A 23854-nucleotide genomic window follows, 5' to 3' on the forward strand; every position below is an offset into this window, starting at 1 on the left:
GCCGGTGCAAGAAGGTTTCTTTTTATGCTAATTTATTTCTGTATAGTGATACGTGAAATACTGTCATTTGAATAAAGAAAATCGAAAATATAATATATAATGGGTATCCAGGAAGATATTCATTAATAATAGGCGAAAAAGTTAAAAATCCAACTGCACAAGGTAACACAAACCATAACGATACAAATGTTGTTCGGCAAGCTTTATCCGTAATCGCTTTTTCACGTTCATCTTCTAGTGGAAATAATAATGGATACATCCAAAAAGATAAATTCTTATATTTTTTCTTTTGAATTCTATAAAAAATTGTAACTATAATTGCTCCAATAAATAATAAAATGAATGGTACTCCATTAAACCATACTTCAAATGGGAATTTCTCGTTTTTAATTATATCTGCTAACTCTGTAATGACACTATAAAATTCAACAAATGTCCAGCATGCTAAAGCAGTATAAAGCACGTTTATGATATAAGAAAAAACAATTCTATTCATCCTCTTCCCCCTCCTTATTTAAAACAAACACATCTTCCATCTTTAACTGAAACACATCACAAATCGTAAGTGCTAATAACAACGAAGGAACGTAATCCCCTTTTTCAATTGCTGCAATTGTTTGTCTCGTTACTCCAACCTTTTCTGCTAATACGCTTTGCGTAAAGTTAAAACGAGCTCTTAATTCTTTTACTCTGTTTAAAATGGTCAAATTTACCACCTCTCACCATTATTGTATGCTATCCTTAACAAAATGTAAACTCAACTTAACATTATTATTATAAAAAAATCCAACTTTACATATTGTAAAGTTGGATTTCGCTTTAGTTTAAAATTGTAACTTTAACTGTTCTTCTGCCCCAACTACTTGATGAACCTTTATCTGGCATTAAAACATCAATTCTATGCCCCTTAATAGCTCCACCAGTATCGGCTGCAATTGCTACTCCATAACCTTCAACATTTACAGTCTTACCTAATGGAATAACATTTGGATCTACAGCAATTAATTTCATTCCTGGGTTTGCAGTTAAGTTATAGTGTCCCCATGCAGAAAATACTTGTTGACCTGGTGCATAACCATTTTCCGCTGGATCAGCTGTATAAGCTGTAGCTTCTACATAAATTTCTTTCCCACCAGCAGTTGGCTTAGAAGGTGGTTCAGGTTGTGCAGGTTTGGTAGGTTGTACCTTCGAATTATTATTAGCAACTGGTTCAGCTGGTTTACTAGCTTTTTCCTGCTTTTGCTTTTCAGCAATTTCTGCTTGTGCTTTCGCTAAAGCTTCTTGCTCTGCTTTTGCAGCCGCTTCTGCTTTTGCACGCTCTTCCGCTGCGATTCTTGCTGCTTCTTGCTCACGAGCAATCGTTTCTTGTACTGTCTTCATATTTGATTCAATTTTAGCTTTTTCTTCCGCTGCTAAATTAAGTTGACTTGCAACTTCATTATATTTAGCTTGAACTGTTTGTAAGTTATCTTGACGCTTTTTCAAGTTATCTTGCAGTTCAGCTTGCGCTTTTGCTAATTTTTGTTTGTCTACTACTAAAGATGCTTCTTTTTCGTCAATTGTTTTCTTATCTTCTTCAATTTGACGAAGATCTTGTTCTTGTAGACGTAAAATTTCTTTATCAGCTTCTAGAATAGTAGAAACTGCGTTCATACGTTGTAAGAAGTCTGCAAAGTTTTTTGATTCTACTACAACTTCTACTACTAAACTTGTATTTGAACTGTTTTGAACAGAAACCATACGTTTTCTCATAATATCTTTACGAGCAAGGACTTTATCCTCCAAAACGACAATTTCTTGCTTTTTTTGCTCAATCTGCTTATGTGTTTCATCGATTTTACGTTGAATAGCAGCTTGATCCTCTTTATTTTTTGCAATTGTATTATTTAAATTATGTAGTTCGTTTTCGATACCTTTAATTTCTTTACTAACAGCTTGCTTCTCTTGCTCTTTCTTTTGCATTTCTGCATCGTTTTGTTGCAATTGCTGTTGCATGTTGTTAAGTTTCTCGTCGTTTGACTCTGCTTTAACAGCGACTGTACTAGAAAGACCGATAATTCCTGCTAATACTAGACAGCTGATTCGCTTAAAATAGTTCATAATCCGACTCCCTTCTTATACAGTTATACATGATTTATTTTACAGTTTGTTTACAAAACGATTAAATACAGTTTATTTTTCGTGACGAAAAAAAGAGAATTATGAATAAAATGTAATAGATTCTTAAATATTTAACAATTCCTATATTTAAAAAATACAAAAGATGCTAAAATCCAAATATAGAGAAAATATAACTTTCGAAGGCGGTTGAAATAAATACATGTTTACTCAAAAAAAATCACTCCAACATACAATTGCTCAATTACAAGAGCGTATACAAGAATTAGAAGCAGAATTAAAACAAAAAGATATCGAAAAGCAAGAGACTATTTCTACTATCCACGATCGTGTACAAAGCGTTATCCAAGAGCATCAACTTGTAAATAACCAACATAATACACTTCAAAATTTAGTTCAACAATTAAGTTCATGTTTCGAAAATGTTTCAACACGTACGACACATTCCAATGAGTTAAATAATGAAATGTTACAAAAGGAACAAAGCTTAATTCAGTCTATTGCAGAAATTATTGACTGCTCTAATGAAGGAAAAGAATCCGTTCACCGCTTACTTATTGTAATTAATAAATTAGGTGAACAATCTCAACGCACGTCTAATAGTATGAATCATCTAAGCGAACGCTCAAAGGAAATCGAGCAAATTGTAGAAGTCATTCAAAACATTGCAGCACAAACAAATTTACTTGCTTTAAATGCGAGTATTGAAGCCGCACGTGCTGGAGAACACGGTAAAGGATTCGCTGTCGTTGCCAATGAAGTAAGAAAACTAGCAGAAAGTACAGCAGAAAGTACAAAAAACATAGGCAACTTAACGAAAAAAATTCAAGAAGAAATTGAAAAAGCATACGATAACACAAAAGATAATTTACATTTAGTCGATGAAGGTGTAGAAATGAGCGCCGATACAAACGCTAGAATTGAAAATATTTTAGTTATGATTCAAACGTTACAAAATGGTGCTACAAATGTTATTAAAGCTATTGAAAACCAAAAGTCTTGTAATGATGACATATTACGAGAATTCGCTAACACACAACAAATGTTCCAAAAATTAAATACTACTATTATGAATCATATTCATGATGCTGAAAAAGTCGATGTTCAATTGTCTAAAAGTCTTCAAGAAACAGTAACTTCTTAATTAAAAATAAAAATCCCTTATACTTCTATAAGGGATTTTTATTTTATTTTGAATATTTATTTCTTTTCAATATTCATCCATATCTTTGTTATAATGGAAAAGTTGTTTCTTTCAACTAATAAACAAGGAGGTTATTATGGAACAATTTTACTACGTTTTAAAATATTTAATTCTCGGTCTGTTCCAAGGACTAACAGAACCAATTCCGATTTCTTCAAGTGGTCATCTCGTTTTAGCACAACATTTGCTAGGACTAAAAATAGAAGGGTTTAGCTTCGAACTACTTGTTAATTCAGCTTCATTATTAGCTGTATTACTTATTTATAGAAATGATTTAATTCGTCTAACAAAGAATGGTCTCTCTTATATATTTACAAGAGCAGAAGACGCAAAATCAGATTTCTTCTTTATTATTTATCTTGTTATTGCAACCATTCCAGCAGGTGTTATTGGTGTTTTATTTAAAGATTACATCGATCAGTACTTAAAAGGTGTGAAGATGGTTGGGGTTTCCCTTCTTATTACTGCTGTCGGCCTTTGGATTATTAGAAATTTACGCGGTCGTAAAAATGATGGCGACCTTTCTATAAAAGATGCAATCATCGTCGGATTAGCACAAGCTTGCGCACTGATTCCCGGAATAAGCCGATCTGGTGCCACAATCGTAGCAGCAATGTTACTTGGTATGAAGCAAGAAACAGCTCTTCGCTTCTCATTCTTACTATACATTCCTGTTAGCTTAGGTGGCTTATTGTTAAGCATTACAGACATTGCAAATGATCCAAATCTAGACACATTATTCGTACCATATGTCGTTGCATTCATCGCAACATTTATCATGACGTATATTTCACTAAAATGGTTTATGAACATTATGGCAAAAGGAAATTTAAAATATTTCTCTTTCTATTGTATTATCGTAGGTGTACTTACTCTTATTTTCTTATAAAGTAAAACTTACAAATTGAAAGCGAGTCATCTAGTGTAATAGAATGACTCGCTTTTTTATACCTCTATTAAGTTAAAACCTATTATTTACTTAGAATTTTCTGAATAGTATAATATTACTTAAGTTCACTATTACAGTAATTTTATCTTTCCTACTATTATCGTAAAAGAGGTGTTTATATGTTTATAGTTACTAAACTCATTCACATTAAGTACGGATATGAAAATGAGCTATTTTATGGGCTTAAACAATATTATCCTTCCCCTGGAACGAACGGTTGTATTAACATAGAGTTTTCACATGTTCATCGTACAAATGATAAGGCAGAATATATGATTCGTATGTTATGGAAAACACAACAAGATTACCATACATGGCTTTCTCAAAAAGAAGGCAATGAAACTTTGAAGCAAAAAATACAAGGCTATATCCTTTCTTCCAAATCAAATGCTACCTATGTGCATTAACCCTTCTCTTTTTATTCCTTACGAGGGATAAAATGATAAAGCGAAACTTTAATCAGCCCTCATCAATTGGGCTGTTCACAAATAACGAGGTAAGGACCCTCTTACTTTTCATACTGTAAGAGGGCTTCTCTTATGCATACACTTTCTTCTCTTGACAATACAAACGAATAACATGTTTATTTTGTTGAAATACATCATGCGTCAGCCGAATAATAATAAAGTTTCGTTTTGTTTGATCATCATGAACAAAAATCTGTTCTCCCTCCTGAAAACGCCATGCACTTTCAAAAGTCGTAATATGATCCCCACTTACAGAAAAAAGTTCATATCGCATCTCTTGTACCCTCTCTCAACTTATATAATCATAATATCCTTATATTAAATTTATTATAACTTAATTCCTATAAAATTAGTAATTATTTCTATTTCGAAAGATTTTAACTTTGTATTTAAATATTTTTAGCGCTATAATGATAAACGAATTTTTATTGAAAGGAGTTTTACTTTGACTGCATATTTATTTCCAGTGAAAACAGCATTTATTTTATTTCCCTTTTTAGCAATGTTTCTTTTAATTCCTTTTTTAATATTTAATTATCGAAAATACGGTTATTTAAATAAATGGCGCTCATTTATTTTATACTCATTATTACTTTACTTATTAAATGCCTATTTTCTTGTTATTTTGCCGTTGCCACAAACGTTTGATACTTGTAGCCTACAACCGGCTAATACACAACACATGCAACTCTCACCATTTTATTTCATACAAGAGATTAGTAGTCATACATCGGCAGTTTTAACGAAACCAACTACTTATTTCTACTTATTAAAAGAGACTGCGTTTTTACAAGTTGCCTTTAATGTTCTATTAACTGTTCCATTCGGCATTTACTTACGTTATTATTTCCAACGTAGTTTCTTACAAACAATTTGCATTTCCTTTTTCCTTTCACTATTTTTTGAGCTAACACAAGTGACTGGATTATACGGTATATACAATTGTGCATACCGATTATTTGATATCGATGATTTGTTTTTAAATACATTAGGTGGCGTAATTGGTTTTATCATTGCACCAATATTTACGTACTTCCTTCCGAAGACAAACGAGTTAGATAGTCATATTAATTTGGAAACGAAACCAGTCGGATTCATTCGTCGCCTTATCGCAATGCAAATTGATTGGATTTTCTTATCTATCGTCGTACCTGTCGTTAAAAACAAAGGAAATTCTTTCTTCGTTTCTAATATGCAATCTTACACCAATATGTATGAACTCATTTTCATTACGTGTTCAATCCTTATTTACTTTATTATTATTCCATACTTTACGAATGGAAAAACAATTGGGAAAGCATTGCTTCGCATTCACGTGAAAGGAAAATCAAATCGTATTACATTAAAAGAACTATTTATTCGCTACGGTATATTTTATTTTGCGCTAGGCGGAATCAATTATATTCTTTCTAGTAGCTCTATTTTAAATCACACAGAGCCTTTAGTATTACTCGTTACATTGTTATTCCTATTTATCATTAACGGCCTATTCATTATTCATATTTTACTGCATGTATTTAGCCGTGATAAACTACTATTTTATGAACATATTAGTCATACAAGAAATGCAATTACACTAAAAAAAGCTGACAAATAATTATTTGTCAGCTTTTTTATATACATAATATGAAACTTTAATCAGTGGGGGTCTTACTGCCCGGCAAATAGCGGGATAAATAACTTTTCTGCATAAGGATTAAAAAACATTCCAAGTTCATCTAGAGATTTCCTCACCTGTAAAAACGAATGAAACTCTGGATATATATCTTGTAATTGCTCATATGATAATGTATGCATTTTCCCCCAATGCGGACGCCCTTCATACTTCAGAAAAATTTTTTCCACTTCGCCAAAGTAAGCAGCATATTTCATACCTTTATACATATGAACAGCGATATACGCTGAATCTCTTCCATAGGCTGGACTAAGCCATATATCATCCCCTTTTACATAGCGGCATTCGATCGGAAAGTGCACCTTATACTTTTTCTTTTCAATAAGATTTGAGATTTCTTCTACAACCGTCCTCATATACTTTGAAGGAATGCTATACTCCATTTCATAAAATGGTACCGTACGTGATGTAGCAAATACTTCATAGCTCGGGCCAATTATTTTTGTGTTTGGTACAGCTTTAGCTGATAATCGACTCACTCCTTTACTTATAGAAGGAAACCATTTACACCCTTTAGATAGTAAAGAGAACATCCTATTTTCAAGTAACTCCACCTTTAGTTTATGCCATTTCAAATCACTGCCTTGATTCGTTGTTTCGTTCGTAAGTTTTACTTGTACTTCATCAGAATAAGGAAAAACGAAAAATTCAAAATGACGATGCTTCTTATATTCTTCTAGTTTGTTCATTACAGTGGATAATGACTGTTTTTCACTTTCATAAACGAGTGAATACGCTGGAATAACCTTCAATTTTATCTTTACAATGATACCTAACATTCCAAGTGACAACTGAAACGCTCTCCAATATTCTACGTTCTCAGCTTCCGAACAAACTATACTCTCACCATTAGATAGAACTGCCGTAATCTCTATAACTTGTGTTGATAAGCTCCCAAAGGTAATACCCGTTCCATGAGTCCCCGTACTAATCGCTCCTGCAATAGATTGCGAATCAATATCCCCTAAATTTTCTTGCGCATACCCTTTTTCCTCAAGTAACTTCCCTAAATCATATAACTTTGTTCCTGCCCATACTTCAGCAACCATCTTCTCTGCATCAATATTCACAATACCCTTCAATTCATCTAAAGAAACTAAAACTTCTTCCGTTTGCACAAGGGGTGTAAACGAATGTCCTGAACCGACAACACGAATTTTCTTCCCCTTTTTTCGCGCAAGTCCCACAACTTCTACTACATCTTGTATACTTTCTGGATACATCGTATAATGCGGCGTTCCTTCTACATTCCCTGTCCAATTTCTCCACTTTTGTCCCTTTATAGAAAGCATTGGCCATCCCCCCGATATGTTGAATACTCCCCAACAATCTCTCCTTTTTTAACACGATACAAAAAGGGAAAACGCTCACATAACTCACCAGCTTTACTATGGCGAAACAAAATGGACTCTCCTATATCCACTCGTTCCTCACCTTTATAAAAAATTGGCGTTTGTACCTCGCCAGCACCTTCTAAAGCTAATAGTTTTGCACCCTTCGGTCTCCAAACTTCAGGCTCTTTATCTTTTCCAACTACTCCTGAAGCAATATATCCACCACCTAGGCAAGTGTAAATAAACGGGACTGGTTTACGCACAACTGGTAAGGCAAATCCGACCGCTGGATAAAATTTCACCTCTTTATAATAATCAAACAGCTTCGGAGAATAAAAAGCAGAACCTATTGTAATCTCTGAAACTGAATTATCTTTCTCGGTTGTTTTTATACTTCCTGTTCCGCCTCCATTTACAAACCTTAGCTCAATACCAAGGTTTTGTATTGCTTTTACAATATGTTCTCTTCTTTCTTTCACTTCTAGCACTGATTTCTGCTTTAAATATGAAATTATTTTACTTTTCAACCATTGATTCGGTATATGATCTCCCACCCCAGCAATTTGAGCTTCATAACCCATTACACCATCTAACATTAAATATGATGACCTTCTCACCTTTTCTACTACTTTCAACGCATCCTGCACATTTTTTACTGGGGACCTTTGTACACCAAAATGAAATTGAAAGAAACGACTACTCATATCAATATCCAAACAAACACGAAAACATCCTTTAGATTTCTCAGCAATGCTTTCTAAATACACAATATGCTCTTCACAATCCACCATACAAGTTATAATGAAACCTTTCTTTGTTAACAAACTAATTTCATACAGAGCTCTTTCATCGTAAGCAGGATATCCAAGCAATAAATCATTAAATCCTTGTTCTATTAAAAATAAAATCTCTCTAGGTGAAAAGCACATAATACCTTGAAATCGATCATTTGCAGCTAAAATCTTTTGCATAATCGGAACAGAGCGTAACGATTTACTCGCTATACGAATCTTCTTATTTCCACTTAACTCTATAATCGATTGAATATTTCTATCTAAAGCCATTTCATCCAAAAATGCACACGGTAATGGAACTTCTTTAAAAATTCCTCGATCCACATTTTTCTCTCCTCTTCTCAATATGTCTTATACATATTGGAAAGAAAGTGTGATTTTCCTGTTTGCAAATAAAAAAAGTTTCTTCTTTACGAAGAAACTTTTTGAAACTACTTCATAGAAATAGTCGCCTCTACTGGATAATGATCAGAGTAATCATTATACGTATATTTTTGGAACCACGATGTAACAGTCCATTGTGGAGATTTCGGCTGTAACACCTTATTCTCTATATATGATGGGTTCGCATGGTCTTTACTTGCAATAATATAATCTAAATACTCAGCAGGACTATCAGGGAAATTATATTTTGCAATACTGTTTGTCGTTGCGTCCCAAGTCGCTGTATGTCCAGTATAAGATGGTACAGAAGCGTTCAATGTTTTAAACATAGATGCATACTCTGAATCATTCTTGTTCTCTGCATTAATTTTATTTACGTTCATATCACCGCCAATTAACACATACTCATTATTTGGTATATTTTTATTTTTAATAAAGTCTTGAATTTCTTTTAATTGGTCTGTACGTACAGATGCAGGTGAAGTTTTTCCGCACATACTATCTTCCGCTTGCAAATGTGTACCAATCACGTGAACGAAGCGATCATTTTTCTTAATTTTCGTGTATACAAATCCTTTATTCGATAAATTATCTGGCCCGCATCCTTTTGCAAATACATATTGAATCTTTTCAGCGATTGGCCATTTGCTCACAATCGCAACGCCACCATCTTCAGGAGTTGAAGATGAATAGTTTCCTAACGTTTTATCCCATTCACTTCCACTACTACGACCTAATACTGCTGTTTGATTTGGATATTCTTTCTTCAAATTCCCTAATAAACGATCTGAAGCGCTATTATCAAACACTTCATTTAATATAACTACATCTTGATTCTTTATATAATCTGCCGCCCCGATTAAATCAGCACGCTCAGTTTGTCCCCAGTTCGGATATAAGTTTGTTGATAGCATATATACATTATGCGTCATCACTTTTAATGTATCATTTTGATTTGTAGACACTTCTGCTTGAGCTGACGTTCCGCTATATAAAGCTCCTAAACCAACACCTAAGCTAAGTACACCTTTTAGCAATTTACATTTCACGTTTCATACCCCCATGTATTGTATAGTGATAAAAAGGCCAAATACTCTATTCTGAGATTTGACCTTTTTTAAATACTTAACGATTTCCGTACGTATCAAACCAAAGCTGAATATATCCAGCAGTAACACGTTGTGCATCCATTAAACGCTTACCTGTCATTGGTGTAACTTCAGCGCGCCATTTATCTGCATATTCTTGTGATACAGCAGCTCTCACGAACCAATCTTTCGTATTATCATTTACAATGCCAGCGTAATCTTGTTTCGCAACTACTGCTGCTCCATGAATCCAATCTTCTGGATTCGTACCTTTCCAGTTCCAATATCCATTTCCATCCGTTACTTTATAATTATCTTTTATCGTATCTACAAAGTTTTCATATTTAGAATGGAATCCTTGTGGATACGATAGATTCGTAAAGTTTGCCGCATGCATCGGTTGGTTTACATCCCCTAAATAATGAAGAGATAATCCTAAATAGAAGAACGCTTGTTTCATATCTTTATTTTTATAAGACTCACCAGCTAATTTAAAATATTTAGCTCCTGTTTCCTTTGCTTGCTTTGCATACGGAATATAAGTTTTCCCATTGTCAGGGTCATAGAAATGTGAAGCAAATGTGCTATTATCATAATAAGGATTTTCATAGTCAGCAGCATAAATACCGTTCTCTAACTCCGTACGCCATTCATTTAATAGTGCAACTCGATCTTGTTTTACAAGTGTTGTATTACGAGACATAATATCAATTGCACGGTTTACAATCCATAAATGAGAATTCACGCCTTCTTTATGTTTATCTTCAGCAGACCAGCGCGGAATAACTCCAAATCTCTGTGCCCCATCATTTTCATGAGCAAATGCAACACTTTGTAATGGAGCAACTAATGTAATAGCTGCTGCTAAAGCAAGTACTTTCTTTTTCATATAAAATCCTCCATTTTATAATTGAATTATTGTAAACATTTTGTTAGGATCCTATGATGTCGTCCGGTTAACCTATGACTAGAATATCCCACCTTTCACGAAATTTCTATCACTAAATTAAAATATGCAAATGTTCATATCATTATAACTTTATACACAGTGAATATAATGAATGAATACACTTTCATTTTAATAAACTATTATTAAGGCTTGTCTAAACTAATGTAAAAAAAAAGTAAAGCATCTGAATGCTTTACTCTTTTTTTCTATTCGATAATATACTTGGCAATTGTACATTAACTGCTAACTTATGAATAAATCCAAACACTAGTCCAATCCCAATAAATATGTATAAGATTGTAAATATCTTTCCGAAATCAGTTTGCGGACTAAAATTCCCATCACCGACAGTCGTCAACGTGACCACACTAAAATATAAAGCGTCAATAGGACGTAATCCTTCAACTGTACTATAAAAAATCGTACCCGATATTAAAGTCAGAATTGTTAATACAAATAATACTTGAAATTCTTTATCTTTCCACGCTCGTAAACAGGCTCTTAACATTCGCTTTAAAGTTAACAAAAATGAAAGCATTAGATTCTCCCTTCCAAACAAAAATACATTGAGTCAAAGGAAAGTCTATCACCTTTCAGTATAGAAAAAAAGTAGCCCTCTTCTATTTCTAGAAAAGGGCTACTTTATTCGATTCTATCTTATTTAGGTGAAACAAGAATTTTCACTTGTGTTTTATCTTTTACCAGTGCTTCAAATCCTTCTTCAACAACTTGATCGACTGTAATTTTTTTCGTAATTAATTTCTCTGCTTGAATTTGACCAGAGCTAATTAATTTAATAACGGCTGGGAAGATGTGACGGTATCCTAAAATACCAATAACTTCTTTTTCTTTTAATACTAAATTATTTGGAGTAATTGTTGCGTCTTTTTCCCATACACTAACAATTACAGTTTGTCCTTCAAAGCTTGTACTTTCAATCGCTTGACGTAGTACAACTTCAACACCTGTTACTTCAAAGCTAACATTTACCCCTAAACCATTTGTTAAGTTACGAATTTCAGCTAACACATCTTGAGTTGCTGGATTTAATACATAATCCGCACCTGCTAATTTCGCTAACTCTTGACGTTCTTTAGAAAGTTCAACTGCAATAACAGGAGTTGCTCCTGCTGCTTTAGCTGCTTGGATAACAAGAAGTCCAATTGGACCGCAACCAAATACCGCTACAGCTTCCCCTTCTTTTAATTTACTTTGACGTACTGCATGAACTGCTACTGCTGCTGGTTCTACAAGCGCACCTTGTTCATACGTCATTTCATCTGGAATGTGATGAACCATATCTTCTGGTACTACTGTATATTCAGAGAAACCGCCGCCTTCTCCGCCAAGACCGTGGAAAACAAGTTGTTCACAAACATTGTAATGTCCATGTTTACAAGCTTCACATTTACCACAAGAATAAATTGGCTCTACAACAACGCGGTCTCCCACTTTATGAGATGTAACTCCTTCACCAATCTCTATTACCTCACCACTAAACTCATGACCTAAAATAACAGGTGCTTTCACATGTGTTAATGGATGTTCTTCTGTTGGAATAAAAATAGGCCCTGCTAAATATTCATGCAAGTCTGTCCCACAAATACCACACCATTTAACTTTGATTTTCACTGTTCCTGGTTTTACTGTTGGTTCTGGTACTTCTTCTACTCGTACATCACGTTGATTATGCCAAAGTAGTGCTTTCATTTTATACATCCCTCTCTATGTATATACTTAACCTGGTGAAGTTTACAATTCTATTATAATACTTCTATCCATATATTTCAAAAAAACAATCACATTACTACTAATTTTTTACAAATAACGTTCAATATTTTGTCACTTTGTACTTTTTTCCACATCTGTTAATTCAATTTCATTGCAGGTGAAATTAGCATTATGCCATAATAGCATAGGAGAGGTGAATATCGCTTGAAATATTTTATTTACTTTATCGTTATCGTGGCATTTTTAGATACATTTTCACAATTACCTATTATGAGTACTTTCGCTCAAAGCCTTGGAGGAACCCCTCTTATTATCGGGCTAGTTGTCGGTATGTACTCATTCGCTAATATGATCGGTAATATTATTGCTGGAGCCGCTGTCGATAAATTTGGTGCAAAAAAAATCCTTTATATAAGCATGGGAATTACGAGTTTCATAGTCTTGTTATACACCGTTGTTCAAAGTGGTGAACAACTATTAGTTGTTCGCTTTATGCATGGATTTAGTGATGGCTTTTTAATTCCTGCTGCCTTTACATTTTTATCAAAACAAACAAATGCAAAAAGACAAGGAAAAACAATGGCTCTATCTGGTGCTGCTGTTGGAACAGCGGCAATCGTAGGACCTGCTTTCAGCGGTATTATGAAAGCAACAGCTGGCGTAGAATGGGTCTTCATTACTATTTCTATTTTAATGGCTCTTGGTACGATTGTATCTCTATTCTTCTTACCAAATAACGTATCAAGAAAAGATACATCAAGAACACAAATGATGAACAAAGAAGATATGGTTGAACTTTTAAAATCAGAACCGTTATTACAAGCATATATTGGTGCTTTCACATTAATGTTTTCACAAGGAATTGTCACTTACATGTTACCAGTAAAAGTTGAGGCATTAGCGCTTAAAGCATCCACAACAGGCATGATGTTAAGTGTATTTGGTATAACTGCTATCCTCTTCTTCTTACTTCCAACAAATCGTATTTATGATCGATTTAATCGTTCGAAACTAATGCTAATCGGAATTGCAGTTATGGCATTCGCATTATCTTTACTCGGATTATTTGCTACAAAAGGTATGCTCTTTATCGTAATGATGATTTATGGAATTGGATTCGCAATCCTCTTTCCATCTATTAACGCTTTACTCGTTGAAAATACTACAGACGATAATCGCGGAAAGGCATTCGGATTATTTTATGCCTTCTTCTCATTAGGAGTTGTTGCTGGCTCCTTTACAGTCGGCGCAATCGGAGCATCACCTAGCGTCAGCTTCATTATCGGGACAGCATTTTTATTAACATTTGCTGGGATGATTTATGTAAGAAGCAAAGTAAAAAAGACAATGATGGGATAATCCATCGTTGTCTTTTTTTAAATGCATATTGATATAACTCGTAATATAATGGAAGCGTTGGAATAATGCCAATTAATTTAAATATAAAAGGTAACCGCTCATCTCCTTCTTCATATAAACGAAAAACAAAAACTGTAGTTAAAGTCCAAATGACGCTAAACAAGAAGATACATTTCCAAACAATTGAGGTTAATATTTGTATATCAAATACAAAACCAAAGAGCCCTATCGAATAGAACTCTTTTTGCCCAATATATTACTTTTGTGTATAACCAAATAACAATGTAAATAAATTGAGCCGTAGAGGCAATAATACATCTCTTCTTTTAAACAGAAAGTTTATAAATACTGACGATACTTCGACAATTTCCTCGGAAATATTTCCTTTCCCCACATAATTTGATACAGTACACATGAATAAACACTTGTATTACATAAAGTGAAAATTTAATCAGTGGGGGTTTTATTCCTCCCCACTGATTATTAGTTGAACCAATCGGGATTTTACGGGCAGTTGATCTCCCAACTAACTTCTTTACTTCCACTGAATTTTGAGGTGGGGATCTTACTGACCGTTAATGCGGGATAAACTAAAATAATAACTTACTGTACAAATCAAAGAGCACACTCTTCATATGAAGAATGTGCTTTTATGTTATTAACGTTTAATCCAAACAGCGCCTGCCGATTTATCTTCTGCCTGTCCAACAACTTGGAATTTAAGTCCAAGGTTTGGAACTTTTCTTCCTGCGTCTGCAATTTGCTTGTTACTATATACTTTTGAATCATCAAAAGTTGTAACACCTTGTAATCCAGAATAGTTAAACTGACCACGTGTTAATGAATTTACACTCCATGCTGGTGTTTTATCAAATGAAAATGCAGCATCTGCAATTTGCATGCCCGTATTACCGTATGCTGGTTTTCCGTTTAAATTACCAACTAGCGCTTCTGGATGAGAATCTACAACACCCAGGAATCCTTCACCTGGATGCATCCCAACCCAGTTATCTTTGAAACTATCATCTGCATACCAAACGACAAGGCCTGTATTATACACTGGACCTTTTCCTGCTTTTAAACCATTATCTGATCCCGCATAGTTTCTCCACTCTAAGTAGTAATAATGAGCTTTCTTCTCTGTCCCATCAGAAACAACAAAACCATTTAAATTCATTTTAGACTGTCCTTCTACATCATCAGAAAATACAACTTGTCCATCAACAGTTACATTTACATTATCCATCGCAAAACCTTTATATGTTACAGCCGGATCTGTAATATAGTCGAATTGTAGTTTCACTTTTTTGCCTTTAAATTGACTTAAATCATATGATTTATCAATCCATTTCCCATCTGTTGTATCTTTATCTCCTTGGACTACTTTTTCCCCAAGTCTATCAATTAATGTTTTCGTTCCATCTTCTGTTACTGCATGTACTTCGACGAAATCGCACTCTGCTTCTAACTCATAATTTGCTTTATAATCGAATTTTGCATTTGTTCCTTTCGTTAAATCAAAGAATGGTGTCTCTAACGTTGTATGCATATCATCGCCTCTTGTACTATAATATGCATGCTTTCCAAACTCCGGTTTAATCGTTTCAACACTTTTACCTGGTAAGTTAACACGTACAACTCCTGGACGATTTGATTTCGTAACACTTTGATCAATATAGGTAGGAACTCCCACACCACTCTTAATTTTATCGTAATCTACTTCTAATATTTTTGCCCAGTTGCCACCCATATTCTTTTGTAAGAAATCTTTATTTTGTGGTGAAAAACTAGTCGGCTCTGTTCCTGCGATTTTCCCTGTCCAACTACCTCCACTCATTAATGACCAAGCTTCGACTGGTGAACCATTTCCAGTATATTTCGTGTCATATTCATCTGGTAATCCAAGATCATGTCCAAATTCATGTGCAAACACACCTACAGCTCCATCTTCTGGTTCAATTGTGTAATCATGTGCTGCTACTTTACCACCAAAGTAATCTACCTTTGATTTCGTACCTTCAATCGCTACTGGATCTACTGCTAATTTTGAACGATGTGACCAGATCGCATCATCACCTAATTTACCGCCACCAGCTTCTTGACCAACACCAGCATGGATTACCATTAAATGATCAATTACACCATCAGGTTCATTTTGATTCCCGTCCCCGTTTGTATCATATCTATCAAATTGATCAAACTGGGATAAATCTAGTCCTTTCTCAGCAGCTGCATGCAAAGCTTCTTTCACTAAATCACGTGCACCCTTTGGACCTTTATTATCGTGACCACTGCTACCATCAGCTCCATAATCAGATGCTTTTCCTGGAACAGTTAGCCACTCCGTTACATATCCATCTGTCGTATAACTACCACCAGACTGCTCTTCATAGTATTGTTTAAACGTTTTTACTTTTGAACCATCAAATAAAGTATACGGCTCATTACCGAACAACATCTTTTGATAATGTTCTCTACTAAAGTCTTTCGAATACATATAACCTGGTGTTTGATCAATATTATTATGTTTATAATCACTAAATTCAACGAGTAACACTAATACTTTATCCGATCGAACAGATCCCTTATATGGAGCTTGCTTTGCTTTTGAAGTTGGAACTTGCCCATTCAATTGCTTTTTATTTGGTTCTGGCTTTTGCTCAAGGCTAACATTTTTTTCAGCCTTTTTTACATTTTCCTTTTCTTCCATCTTTTTCTCTTTTACTTTTTTTGTGAAATCAGACGTTTCTTGTGAGTGAGCATCTGGAAGAATTTCTTTATTCGCCTGATCTCCTTGTTTCTTTTCAATATATTGCTCGACAGCTTTTTTCGTCTCTTCTTTAGAAGATGCTGGATTAATTGTTCCTCTTTCTTTCAGTGCTTCCGCTAAACGATCTTCTTGAATTAAATTGTAATCAATTGGTGTTGTAGATACATTATCTTTCTCTTTTGCTGGCGTTTCTGCGTATGTTAATGGAGCACTCATTACAGATGTGCATCCGATAATTGCCGCAATTGCTAATGACGATAACACTTTAAATGGCGCTTTTCTTCTCATTCCATTTCTCTCCTTTTATAAAACTTAAAATTCAGATAAATAAGTACATTTTTGTCGAAATCCCCGTTTACTACCCTCCCTATATAAAAAGGCATAATTCTATAAACGTTAAGCTTTCTGTTATAGAATCATGCCCTCCAGTTTTCTGGTCAGACCCTCTATCTTTTTATCCCTTGGTTCAATTAATAATCAGTGTGGGGATGAACAAAGTCCCCACTGATTAAAGTTTCACTTTATATCGAAATATGAAAAATAAAGAGTTATGTGATATATATTAAATATCTTATATAACAAATTTAAAAGACAATATGCAAAATTGCATGAAAATTCTTTTAAATAAAAAAGAATCCTAGTCAATTAAACTAGGATTCTTGCTTTTCTATTATTTCTCTTGTGTTTTTTCCCAATCAGCTAAGAATTTCTCAATTCCTTGATCTGTTAATGGGTGCTTCACTAATGAAGCAATTACGTTTGCTGGGATTGTTGCAATATGTGCACCGTTTAATGCTGCGTCAGTTACGTGAACACTGTGACGTACAGATGCTGCAATGATTTCTGTTTCGATGCCATGAATCGCAAAGATTTCTGCGATTTGACGAATTAAGTCCATACCGTTATGACCGATATCGTCTAAGCGACCTAAGAATGGTGAAACGTATGTTGCACCAGCACGAGCTGCAAGTAACGCTTGAACTGCTGAGAATACTAATGTAACGTTTGTACGAATTCCTAAGTCAGAGAATGCTTTTACTGCTTTTAAACCTTCTGTTGTCATTGGAACTTTTACAACAACGTTTGGAGCAATTTTCGCTAATTCTTTTCCTTCTTCGATCATTTTATCAGCTTCTAAGCTAATTACTTCTGCACTTACAGGACCTTCTACAACGTTGCAAATTTCACGAATGCGCTCGTGAAAATCTACGCCTTCTTTTGCTACAAGTGATGGATTTGTCGTTACTCCAGCTAATACGCCTAATGCATTTGCCTCTTTAATTTCGTTAATGTTTGCTGTATCAATAAAGAATTTCATTTGTTATTCTTCCTTCCTAATTTTCATTTTATATTTATTTTTTTTTCTTAATAAGCTCTAATTCAATCGGAATAGATTTGTCCACTTTTTTACCTTGTGTTATCTCTTTTGCTGTTTGCATCGCCTTCTCTCCGATTAATTCCGGTTTTTGAGCGACTGTTGCAGCCATACGCCCATCGTTAACCGCTTTCACAGCATCTTCTGTTGCATCAAATCCAACAACTACTACATCTGTTTTTCCAGCAGACTTCAACGCTTCAAGTGCACCTAATGCCATCTCGTCGTTATGAGCAAACACGGCTTTAATATCGCTATTTGCTTGCAAAATGTTTTCCATAACAGATAATCCTTTCGCCCTATCAAAATCAGCCGCTTGTTTTGCAACTACTTTTAAAGACTTATCGGCTACGTTATGGAATCCTTTCCCACGTTCACGAGCGGCAGAGGATCCAGGGATTCCTTCTAACTCAGCAACGTTTGCTCCTTCGCCGACTAATTCACGAATGTAATCACTAGCCATTTGACCACCTTCAATATTATTAGAGGCAATGTGAGAAACAACCTTACCTGAATTTGCAACGCGGTCTACTGTAATAACAGGAACGTTCGCTGCATTTGCAGCACTTACCGCTGAAGCAACAGCATCTGAATCGGTCGGGTTAATAACAACTACATCGACACCTTTTTGAATTAAATCTTCAACATCGTTCGTTTGCTTTGCTGCATCATTTTGTGCATCAACAGCAATCAATTCAATGCCGCTTTCTTTCGCCTTCTTTTCTGCACCCTTTTTCAAAGTTACAAAGAAGGGATTATTTAAAGTTGAAACAGAGAATCCAACTTTAATAGTTTTATTTCGACCTTTATCGCTAGAATCCTTTGCCCATTCTGGTGGTTCCATTGAACAACCAGCAGTAACGACCATAATACATGCAACGAGTATAAGTAACCATTTCTTCATGAACTGTCCCTCCATTACGCTTCTTTTCTGCGATCAATTAATACAGCTAGTAAGATTACAAGTCCTTTTACAACTTGTTGGAAGAAAGAAGATACACCTAATAAATTTAAACCGTTATTTAGTACACCAATAATAAGTACACCGATGAATGTACCAACAATCCATCCTCTTCCCCCAGAAAGACTTGTTCCACCTAATACAACTGCTGCAATTGCATCTAATTCGTAAGAAGTACCTGCAGTCGGCTGTGCAGAATCTAATCGTGATGTTAAGACAATACCTGCAAGCGCTGCCAAAATTCCGGAAAGACCGTAAATCATTACTTTAATTCTCGTAACATTAATACCTGATAGTGCTGCTGCTTCTTCATTTCCACCAATTGCAAATGTACGGCGACCAAATGTCGTTTTCTTCAAAATGAAGTACAGTACTGCGAAAGCGATCATCATTGTAACAGCGGGTACCGGAATACCAAGAAAATAACCACGGCCAAACATTTGGAACATTAAATGATCACCAAGACCAGTGATCGGACGTCCGTCCATATAAACAAGCGTCAACCCACGAAAAATAGTCATTGTTGCTAAAGTTGCAATAAATGGAGCTACTTTTCCTTTCGCAATGATGATACCGTTTACAATTCCCATTAAAAGACCTGCTAATAGTCCAACCGCCATTGCAAGGAACGGATCTATGCTACTTGCCATCATTCCAGCAACAAGTGCACTTGATAATGCTAAAATAGAACCTACCGATAAGTCAATACCCCCTGTTAAAATTACGAAGGTCATTCCGAATGCAATAAGCGCATTAATCGATACTTGACGCAGTATATTAAATAAATTTGGAATTTCAATAAACGCTGGATTTAAAGCTGTAATTACGACGATAATTAATACTAAACCGATTAAAGAACCGAGTTGTTGTAATACATTCCCCTTCTTAGCCATCCTTACTCTCCCCCTGTAGCTAGTGCCATAATAGACTCTTGTGATGCCTCATTTTCCCCTAAAATTCCGCCGACTTTTCCTTCATGAATAACAAGAACTCGATCACTCATCCCTAAAACTTCCGGAAGCTCAGATGATACCATAATAACGGCATCGCCTTGCTCTGTAAGCTTATTCATAATAGAGTAAATTTCTTTTTTCGCTCCAACATCAACACCCCTTGTTGGCTCATCTAAAATGAGTAATTGCGGATGAATGCCTAGCCATTTTGCGATTACAATCTTTTGCTGATTTCCACCAGAAAGAGATTTCACTGCCTGCTCTCCGCTAGATGCTTTCACATTAAGAAGCTTCATCATATCCTCTGTAAACTGTTGTTCTAGCTCGTTGCTTAGAACACTTCCCTTTGAAAGACTTTCTAAATTCGGTAAAGCTAAATTTTCTCGAATTGAAAAATCTAACACTAATCCTTCAGACTTTCTATCTTCTGTAATGAAAGCAATTCTTTGTCTAATTGCATCTATTGGACTATCAATCTTTACTTCTTGTCCATTTATAAAAATTTGTCCAGAGTCTAAAGGTTCATAACCAAATATCGCTTTCATAATATCAGTGCGACCAGCCCCCATCAAACCAGCTACACCAAGGATTTCACCTTTCCTCACTTGAAACGAAACATTTTCAAATTTCCCTTTCTTCGTTCCGTTACGCATTTCAAAAATGACATCACCAATTTGACTATTTCGCTCTGGGTAACGTTCACCAATGCTGCGCCCCACCATCATACTCACTACTTCATCAAATGATGTTTCTGGAATTAATCTCTTTCCCACGTATTCTCCATCACGCAAAATCGTAATAGCATCACATATTGAGAAAATCTCTTCCATACGATGCGAAATGTACACGAATGAAACACCTTCTTTACGTAACTTATTGATTACTGTAAAGAGCGTTTCGATTTCACGATCCGTCAGTGCCGCAGTAGGTTCATCCATAATAATAACGCTCGCGTTTGTCATTAATGCTTTCGCAATTTCGATAATTTGCTGTTGTCCAACCGATAATTCCTCTGCTAACATAGCGCCTCTTACATGCAACCCTAACTCCGCTAGTTGCTGCTGCGCAATCGCGTTCATTTGTCGAGTGCGTAAAATACCTGTTTTCCCATACATTAACTCTTTACCGAGAAACATATTTTCAGCTACTGTTAAATTCGGCAATATGTTTAGTTCTTGATGTATAAATGCGATGCCGTACTCTTCAGCTTCTTTCGCATTTTTAAAGGTGCGCTCTTGCCCATCAATTGTGATTGTCCCACCATCTTTTTTGTATACACCTGTTAAAATCTTCATGAGCGTTGATTTACCCGCTCCATTTTCCCCCATCAATGCATGGACTTCTCCTGTTTCAATCATAAACTGTGCATTCTTCAAAACAGGATTGCCATTGAACGCCTTTGAAATGTTTTTCATTTCAATATGCATTCCCATCACTTCCCTTTATTAAAAAATCACGCCTGCATGTAAAATTACATTTGCATAAGGCGTAGCCTCGCCTGTACGAATAATCGCCTTCGCTTTCTTTGTATGCTCTTTAAATTGTTCATGAGATACATACTCAAATGCTGGCTCTATTAATTTCTGTTCGATCTCTTTATTTACTGCCGCATTATTTATAATGACTTCTTCTGCTAACGTCACTTTTTCGATTGCCATATCATCAGCTACCACTTGCAATACATCTAAAAAGCTAGGTTTTCCAATCTCAACAGCTAAATCAATTCGTTTTACTCCATCCGGAATCGGTAACCCGCAATCAGCAATTACAATCGTATCTGTATGCCCAAGTGAAGCAAGGACTGCTGCGATTTCACTATTTAATACACCATGCTTTTTCATCCAACAATCACCTGCACTTCACGTACTCGATCTCTCGTTGGCATACCGCCCTGTGCTCCAAGTTTCGTTACAGAAAGACCACCGGCAATATTCGCGAAACGAATTGCTTTTTGAAGTGTCTCTCCTTCAGAAAGTGCAACTGCTAACGCACCATTAAATGTATCACCAGCTCCAGTTGTATCCACTACATCAACAGCAATGCTAGGAACATGTACAATCTCCGTGCCATTATGGAAACGAACACCGTTAGAACCTTCTGTCATCAATAATTTATTGGGATACTTCGCCAATAAATCTTCAATTGGTGATGTAAAATCATCTAATACGATGCGGCACTCATGTTCATTTGGCGTAATATAAGTTGCCTTTTCTAAAATGTCTTCTGATAAAACTTGTGCTGGCGCTGGATTTAACATAACAGGAATATTATGTTCCTCACAAATAGCCAATACATATTTTACTGTTTCAAGTGGAATTTCTAGTTGAAGAACAACCATATCCGCTTTTACAAGAAGGTCTTTGGAGCGATCTACAACTGACTTATTTACAAGAGCATTTGCCCCTTGTACGACAACAATACTGTTATCTTCTTCTGCTAAAACGATATGAGCAATTCCTGTCGTTCCATCTGTAACCGGTACCACATAATCGATAAAAATGCGTTCGTTCTCTAGATTTTTTCTAACTACTGTTCCATAATCATCATTTCCTACCGCTCCAACCATTGCTACATTTGCTCCTAACCTAGCTGCAGCAACTGCTTGGTTTGCCCCTTTCCCTCCTGGGATTGTATGAAACGCTTCACCAATTACTGTTTCTCCTGCTTTCGGGCGTTTTTTTGAAACAGCCACTAAGTCCATTGAAATGCTTCCTACTACTGCAATATTTGGCATCTGTTTCATCTCCTTACTTCGTTGTATTTCGTTCTATAATTTCAATCGGCAAACGATAATGTTTCTCTTCTAATGTATTTCCTTCCATTTGCTCTAACAACAACTCTGTTGCAATTTTCCCCATTTCATATATCGGTTGTGCAACTGTCGTAATAGATGGATACATCATTTCCGTTAAAGAAATGCCATCAAATCCGATAATTTGTAAATCATCTGGAATGGCAATCCCCTTTTGAAGTGCCGCCTTTACAATACCGATCGCAATTAAATCATTCCCAGCGACAATACCATCAATATGCGGGTATTCTTCTAATAATTCCATCGCTACACGCTCACTATTTGCTGGCTCAAACGTACTCTCCGCAATCATATACGAAAGGTTATTTTGCGTAATAACGTCTACAAAACCTTCAAAACGTTCATTTGCAGTACTCACATCACGTGGACCGCGAATATGTGCAATATGTTTACATCCTTTATCTAGTAACAACTTTGTCGCAGCCTGACTTCCTGTATAGTTATCTGCATATACAGTAGGAATACGCTCATTAAACATACGGTCAATCGCAACAACCGGGACAGATAAATTCATGTAATTAACACTATTTTGTGGATTCGTTGCTACAATAAATCCATCTACATTATTTTGTCTAAGTACATCAATGTATTGTTTCTCTTTTTCTAAACTTTCATCAGAGTTACAAAGGACAACTGTGTAACCTTGTTTATGTGCTACATCTTCTACGGCACGTGCAACTTCTGGAAAGAACGGATTCACGATATTTGGAACAACTAAGCCAATTAAACGAGACTTTTTATTATACAGTGAACGCGCTACTGTACTAGGCTTATAATCTAACATCTCAATTGCACGCTCTACCTTTTTTAATGTATCTTCGTGAACATATCCATTTTTATTTAAAACTCTGGAAACGGTCGCAACAGATACTCCCGCTAATTTCGCAACGTCTTTAATCGTACTCATTCTCTTTTCTCCTCATTTCATGTA

The 23854-nt window shown here is 35.4% G+C and carries 22 protein-coding genes and 2 pseudogenes; 5 read left to right on the plus strand and 19 right to left on the minus strand.

Going from position 1 to position 23854, the window contains the following annotated elements; translation table 11 throughout:
- Window positions 1-22 precede the first annotated feature (22 nt).
- The 3 genes from MKY38_RS18830 to MKY38_RS18840 all read right to left on the minus strand — a co-directional run bounded on the left by MKY38_RS18830 (window position 23) and on the right by MKY38_RS18840 (window position 2100).
- Window positions 23-496 (minus strand): hypothetical protein, encoded by a 474-nt coding sequence (locus MKY38_RS18830; protein WP_001080041.1) that lies wholly within the window; start codon window positions 494-496, stop codon window positions 23-25.
- A complete protein-coding gene (locus tag MKY38_RS18835; RefSeq protein WP_000154019.1) occupies window positions 489-707 on the minus strand; it encodes a helix-turn-helix transcriptional regulator in 219 nt (72 codons plus the stop codon). Before MKY38_RS18835 ends, MKY38_RS18830 begins: the two co-directional genes overlap by 8 nt.
- A 112-nt stretch (window positions 708-819) precedes the next feature.
- Window positions 820-2100: a 3D domain-containing protein gene (locus tag MKY38_RS18840; RefSeq protein WP_001105790.1), complete on the minus strand. Its 1281-nt coding sequence runs from the start codon at window positions 2098-2100 to the stop codon at window positions 820-822.
- A 661-nt stretch (window positions 2101-2761) separates the two neighbouring features.
- Between MKY38_RS18840 and MKY38_RS29345 the strand changes: the two are divergent.
- The 3 genes and pseudogenes from MKY38_RS29345 to MKY38_RS18855 form a co-directional block, all read left to right on the plus strand.
- Window positions 2762-3262 (plus strand): annotated as a pseudogene (locus MKY38_RS29345) (methyl-accepting chemotaxis protein); the annotation flags it as partial.
- A 136-nt stretch (window positions 3263-3398) separates the two neighbouring features.
- Window positions 3399-4211 carry an undecaprenyl-diphosphate phosphatase gene (locus MKY38_RS18850; RefSeq protein WP_065223121.1) on the plus strand — a complete coding sequence of 271 codons (813 nt, stop codon included), beginning with the start codon at window positions 3399-3401 and terminating at the stop codon, window positions 4209-4211.
- A gap of 179 nt (window positions 4212-4390) precedes the next feature.
- Window positions 4391-4678, plus strand: a complete 288-nt coding sequence (locus tag MKY38_RS18855; RefSeq protein WP_025710079.1) for a hypothetical protein — start codon at window positions 4391-4393, stop codon at window positions 4676-4678.
- A gap of 130 nt (window positions 4679-4808) precedes the next feature.
- Here the strand turns inward: MKY38_RS18855 and MKY38_RS18860 are convergent, their stop codons facing one another.
- Window positions 4809-5012, minus strand: coding sequence for a hypothetical protein (locus MKY38_RS18860; protein WP_001268332.1), 204 nt, complete (start codon window positions 5010-5012; stop codon window positions 4809-4811).
- A gap of 171 nt (window positions 5013-5183) precedes the next feature.
- On the opposite strand from MKY38_RS18860, the gene MKY38_RS18865 reads away from it, so the two are divergent.
- A complete protein-coding gene (locus tag MKY38_RS18865) occupies window positions 5184-6335 on the plus strand; it encodes a VanZ family protein (protein WP_341049419.1) in 1152 nt (383 codons plus the stop codon).
- A 53-nt stretch (window positions 6336-6388) separates the two neighbouring features.
- On the opposite strand, the gene MKY38_RS18870 is transcribed toward MKY38_RS18865, so the two are convergent.
- The 6 genes from MKY38_RS18870 to bdhA all read right to left on the minus strand — a co-directional run bounded on the left by MKY38_RS18870 (window position 6389) and on the right by bdhA (window position 12672).
- Entirely contained in the window at window positions 6389-7705 is a 1317-nt protein-coding gene (locus MKY38_RS18870; protein WP_025710080.1) for a D-arabinono-1,4-lactone oxidase, read from the minus strand.
- Window positions 7693-8865, minus strand: coding sequence for an amino acid deaminase/aldolase (locus tag MKY38_RS18875; protein ID WP_114555729.1), 1173 nt, complete (start codon window positions 8863-8865; stop codon window positions 7693-7695). Before MKY38_RS18875 ends, MKY38_RS18870 begins: the two co-directional genes overlap by 13 nt.
- A gap of 107 nt (window positions 8866-8972) precedes the next feature.
- Window positions 8973-9974: a sphingomyelinase C gene (gene sph / locus MKY38_RS18880; protein WP_000649835.1), complete on the minus strand. Its 1002-nt coding sequence runs from the start codon at window positions 9972-9974 to the stop codon at window positions 8973-8975.
- 76 nt (window positions 9975-10050) lie between these two features.
- Complete coding sequence (gene cerA / locus MKY38_RS18885; RefSeq protein ID WP_000730995.1) at window positions 10051-10902, minus strand: phospholipase CerA; 852 nt, start codon at window positions 10900-10902, stop codon at window positions 10051-10053.
- A gap of 253 nt (window positions 10903-11155) precedes the next feature.
- Window positions 11156-11500, minus strand: coding sequence for a potassium channel family protein (locus MKY38_RS18890; protein ID WP_000948210.1), 345 nt, complete (start codon window positions 11498-11500; stop codon window positions 11156-11158).
- Window positions 11501-11619: 119 nt separating this feature from the next.
- A complete protein-coding gene (gene bdhA, locus MKY38_RS18895) occupies window positions 11620-12672 on the minus strand; it encodes a (R,R)-butanediol dehydrogenase (protein WP_000645827.1) in 1053 nt (350 codons plus the stop codon).
- 225 nt (window positions 12673-12897) lie between these two features.
- Here bdhA and MKY38_RS18900 point away from each other — a divergent pair, with 225 nt between their 5' ends.
- Complete coding sequence (locus MKY38_RS18900; protein WP_048558573.1) at window positions 12898-14052, plus strand: MFS transporter; 1155 nt, start codon at window positions 12898-12900, stop codon at window positions 14050-14052.
- A gap of 19 nt (window positions 14053-14071) precedes the next feature.
- Here MKY38_RS18900 and MKY38_RS18905 read toward each other — a convergent pair.
- The 9 genes and pseudogenes from MKY38_RS18905 to rbsR all read right to left on the minus strand — a co-directional run.
- Window positions 14072-14281, minus strand: a pseudogene (locus MKY38_RS18905) (hypothetical protein); the annotation flags it as partial.
- A 429-nt stretch (window positions 14282-14710) separates the two neighbouring features.
- Window positions 14711-17110: a M6 family metalloprotease immune inhibitor InhA2 gene (gene inhA2, locus MKY38_RS18910; protein ID WP_001252990.1), complete on the minus strand. Its 2400-nt coding sequence runs from the start codon at window positions 17108-17110 to the stop codon at window positions 14711-14713.
- A gap of 382 nt (window positions 17111-17492) precedes the next feature.
- Entirely contained in the window at window positions 17493-18140 is a 648-nt protein-coding gene (fsa, locus tag MKY38_RS18915; protein ID WP_000667661.1) for a fructose-6-phosphate aldolase, read from the minus strand.
- A gap of 34 nt (window positions 18141-18174) precedes the next feature.
- The gene (gene rbsB, locus MKY38_RS18920; protein ID WP_000758998.1) at window positions 18175-19101 is read right to left on the minus strand and encodes a ribose ABC transporter substrate-binding protein RbsB; all 927 of its coding nucleotides are present in this window, start codon (window positions 19099-19101) and stop codon (window positions 18175-18177) included.
- A gap of 14 nt (window positions 19102-19115) precedes the next feature.
- Window positions 19116-20051, minus strand: coding sequence for an ABC transporter permease subunit (locus tag MKY38_RS18925; protein ID WP_242321048.1), 936 nt, complete (start codon window positions 20049-20051; stop codon window positions 19116-19118).
- 2 nt (window positions 20052-20053) lie between these two features.
- Entirely contained in the window at window positions 20054-21538 is a 1485-nt protein-coding gene (gene rbsA / locus MKY38_RS18930; RefSeq protein WP_242321046.1) for a ribose ABC transporter ATP-binding protein RbsA, read from the minus strand.
- An 18-nt stretch (window positions 21539-21556) separates the two neighbouring features.
- Window positions 21557-21952: a D-ribose pyranase gene (gene rbsD / locus MKY38_RS18935; protein ID WP_065223123.1), complete on the minus strand. Its 396-nt coding sequence runs from the start codon at window positions 21950-21952 to the stop codon at window positions 21557-21559.
- Entirely contained in the window at window positions 21949-22845 is an 897-nt protein-coding gene (gene rbsK, locus MKY38_RS18940) for a ribokinase (RefSeq protein ID WP_001132860.1), read from the minus strand. The genes rbsD and rbsK overlap by 4 nt, the downstream gene beginning before the upstream one ends.
- A 13-nt stretch (window positions 22846-22858) precedes the next feature.
- Window positions 22859-23830, minus strand: coding sequence for a ribose operon transcriptional repressor RbsR (gene rbsR / locus MKY38_RS18945; protein ID WP_000104054.1), 972 nt, complete (start codon window positions 23828-23830; stop codon window positions 22859-22861).
- Window positions 23831-23854: the final 24 nt, after the last annotated feature.

The organism is Bacillus sp. FSL R5-0585, from assembly GCF_038004545.1.
GTDB classification, from domain to species: domain Bacteria; phylum Bacillota; class Bacilli; order Bacillales; family Bacillaceae_G; genus Bacillus_A; species Bacillus_A cereus.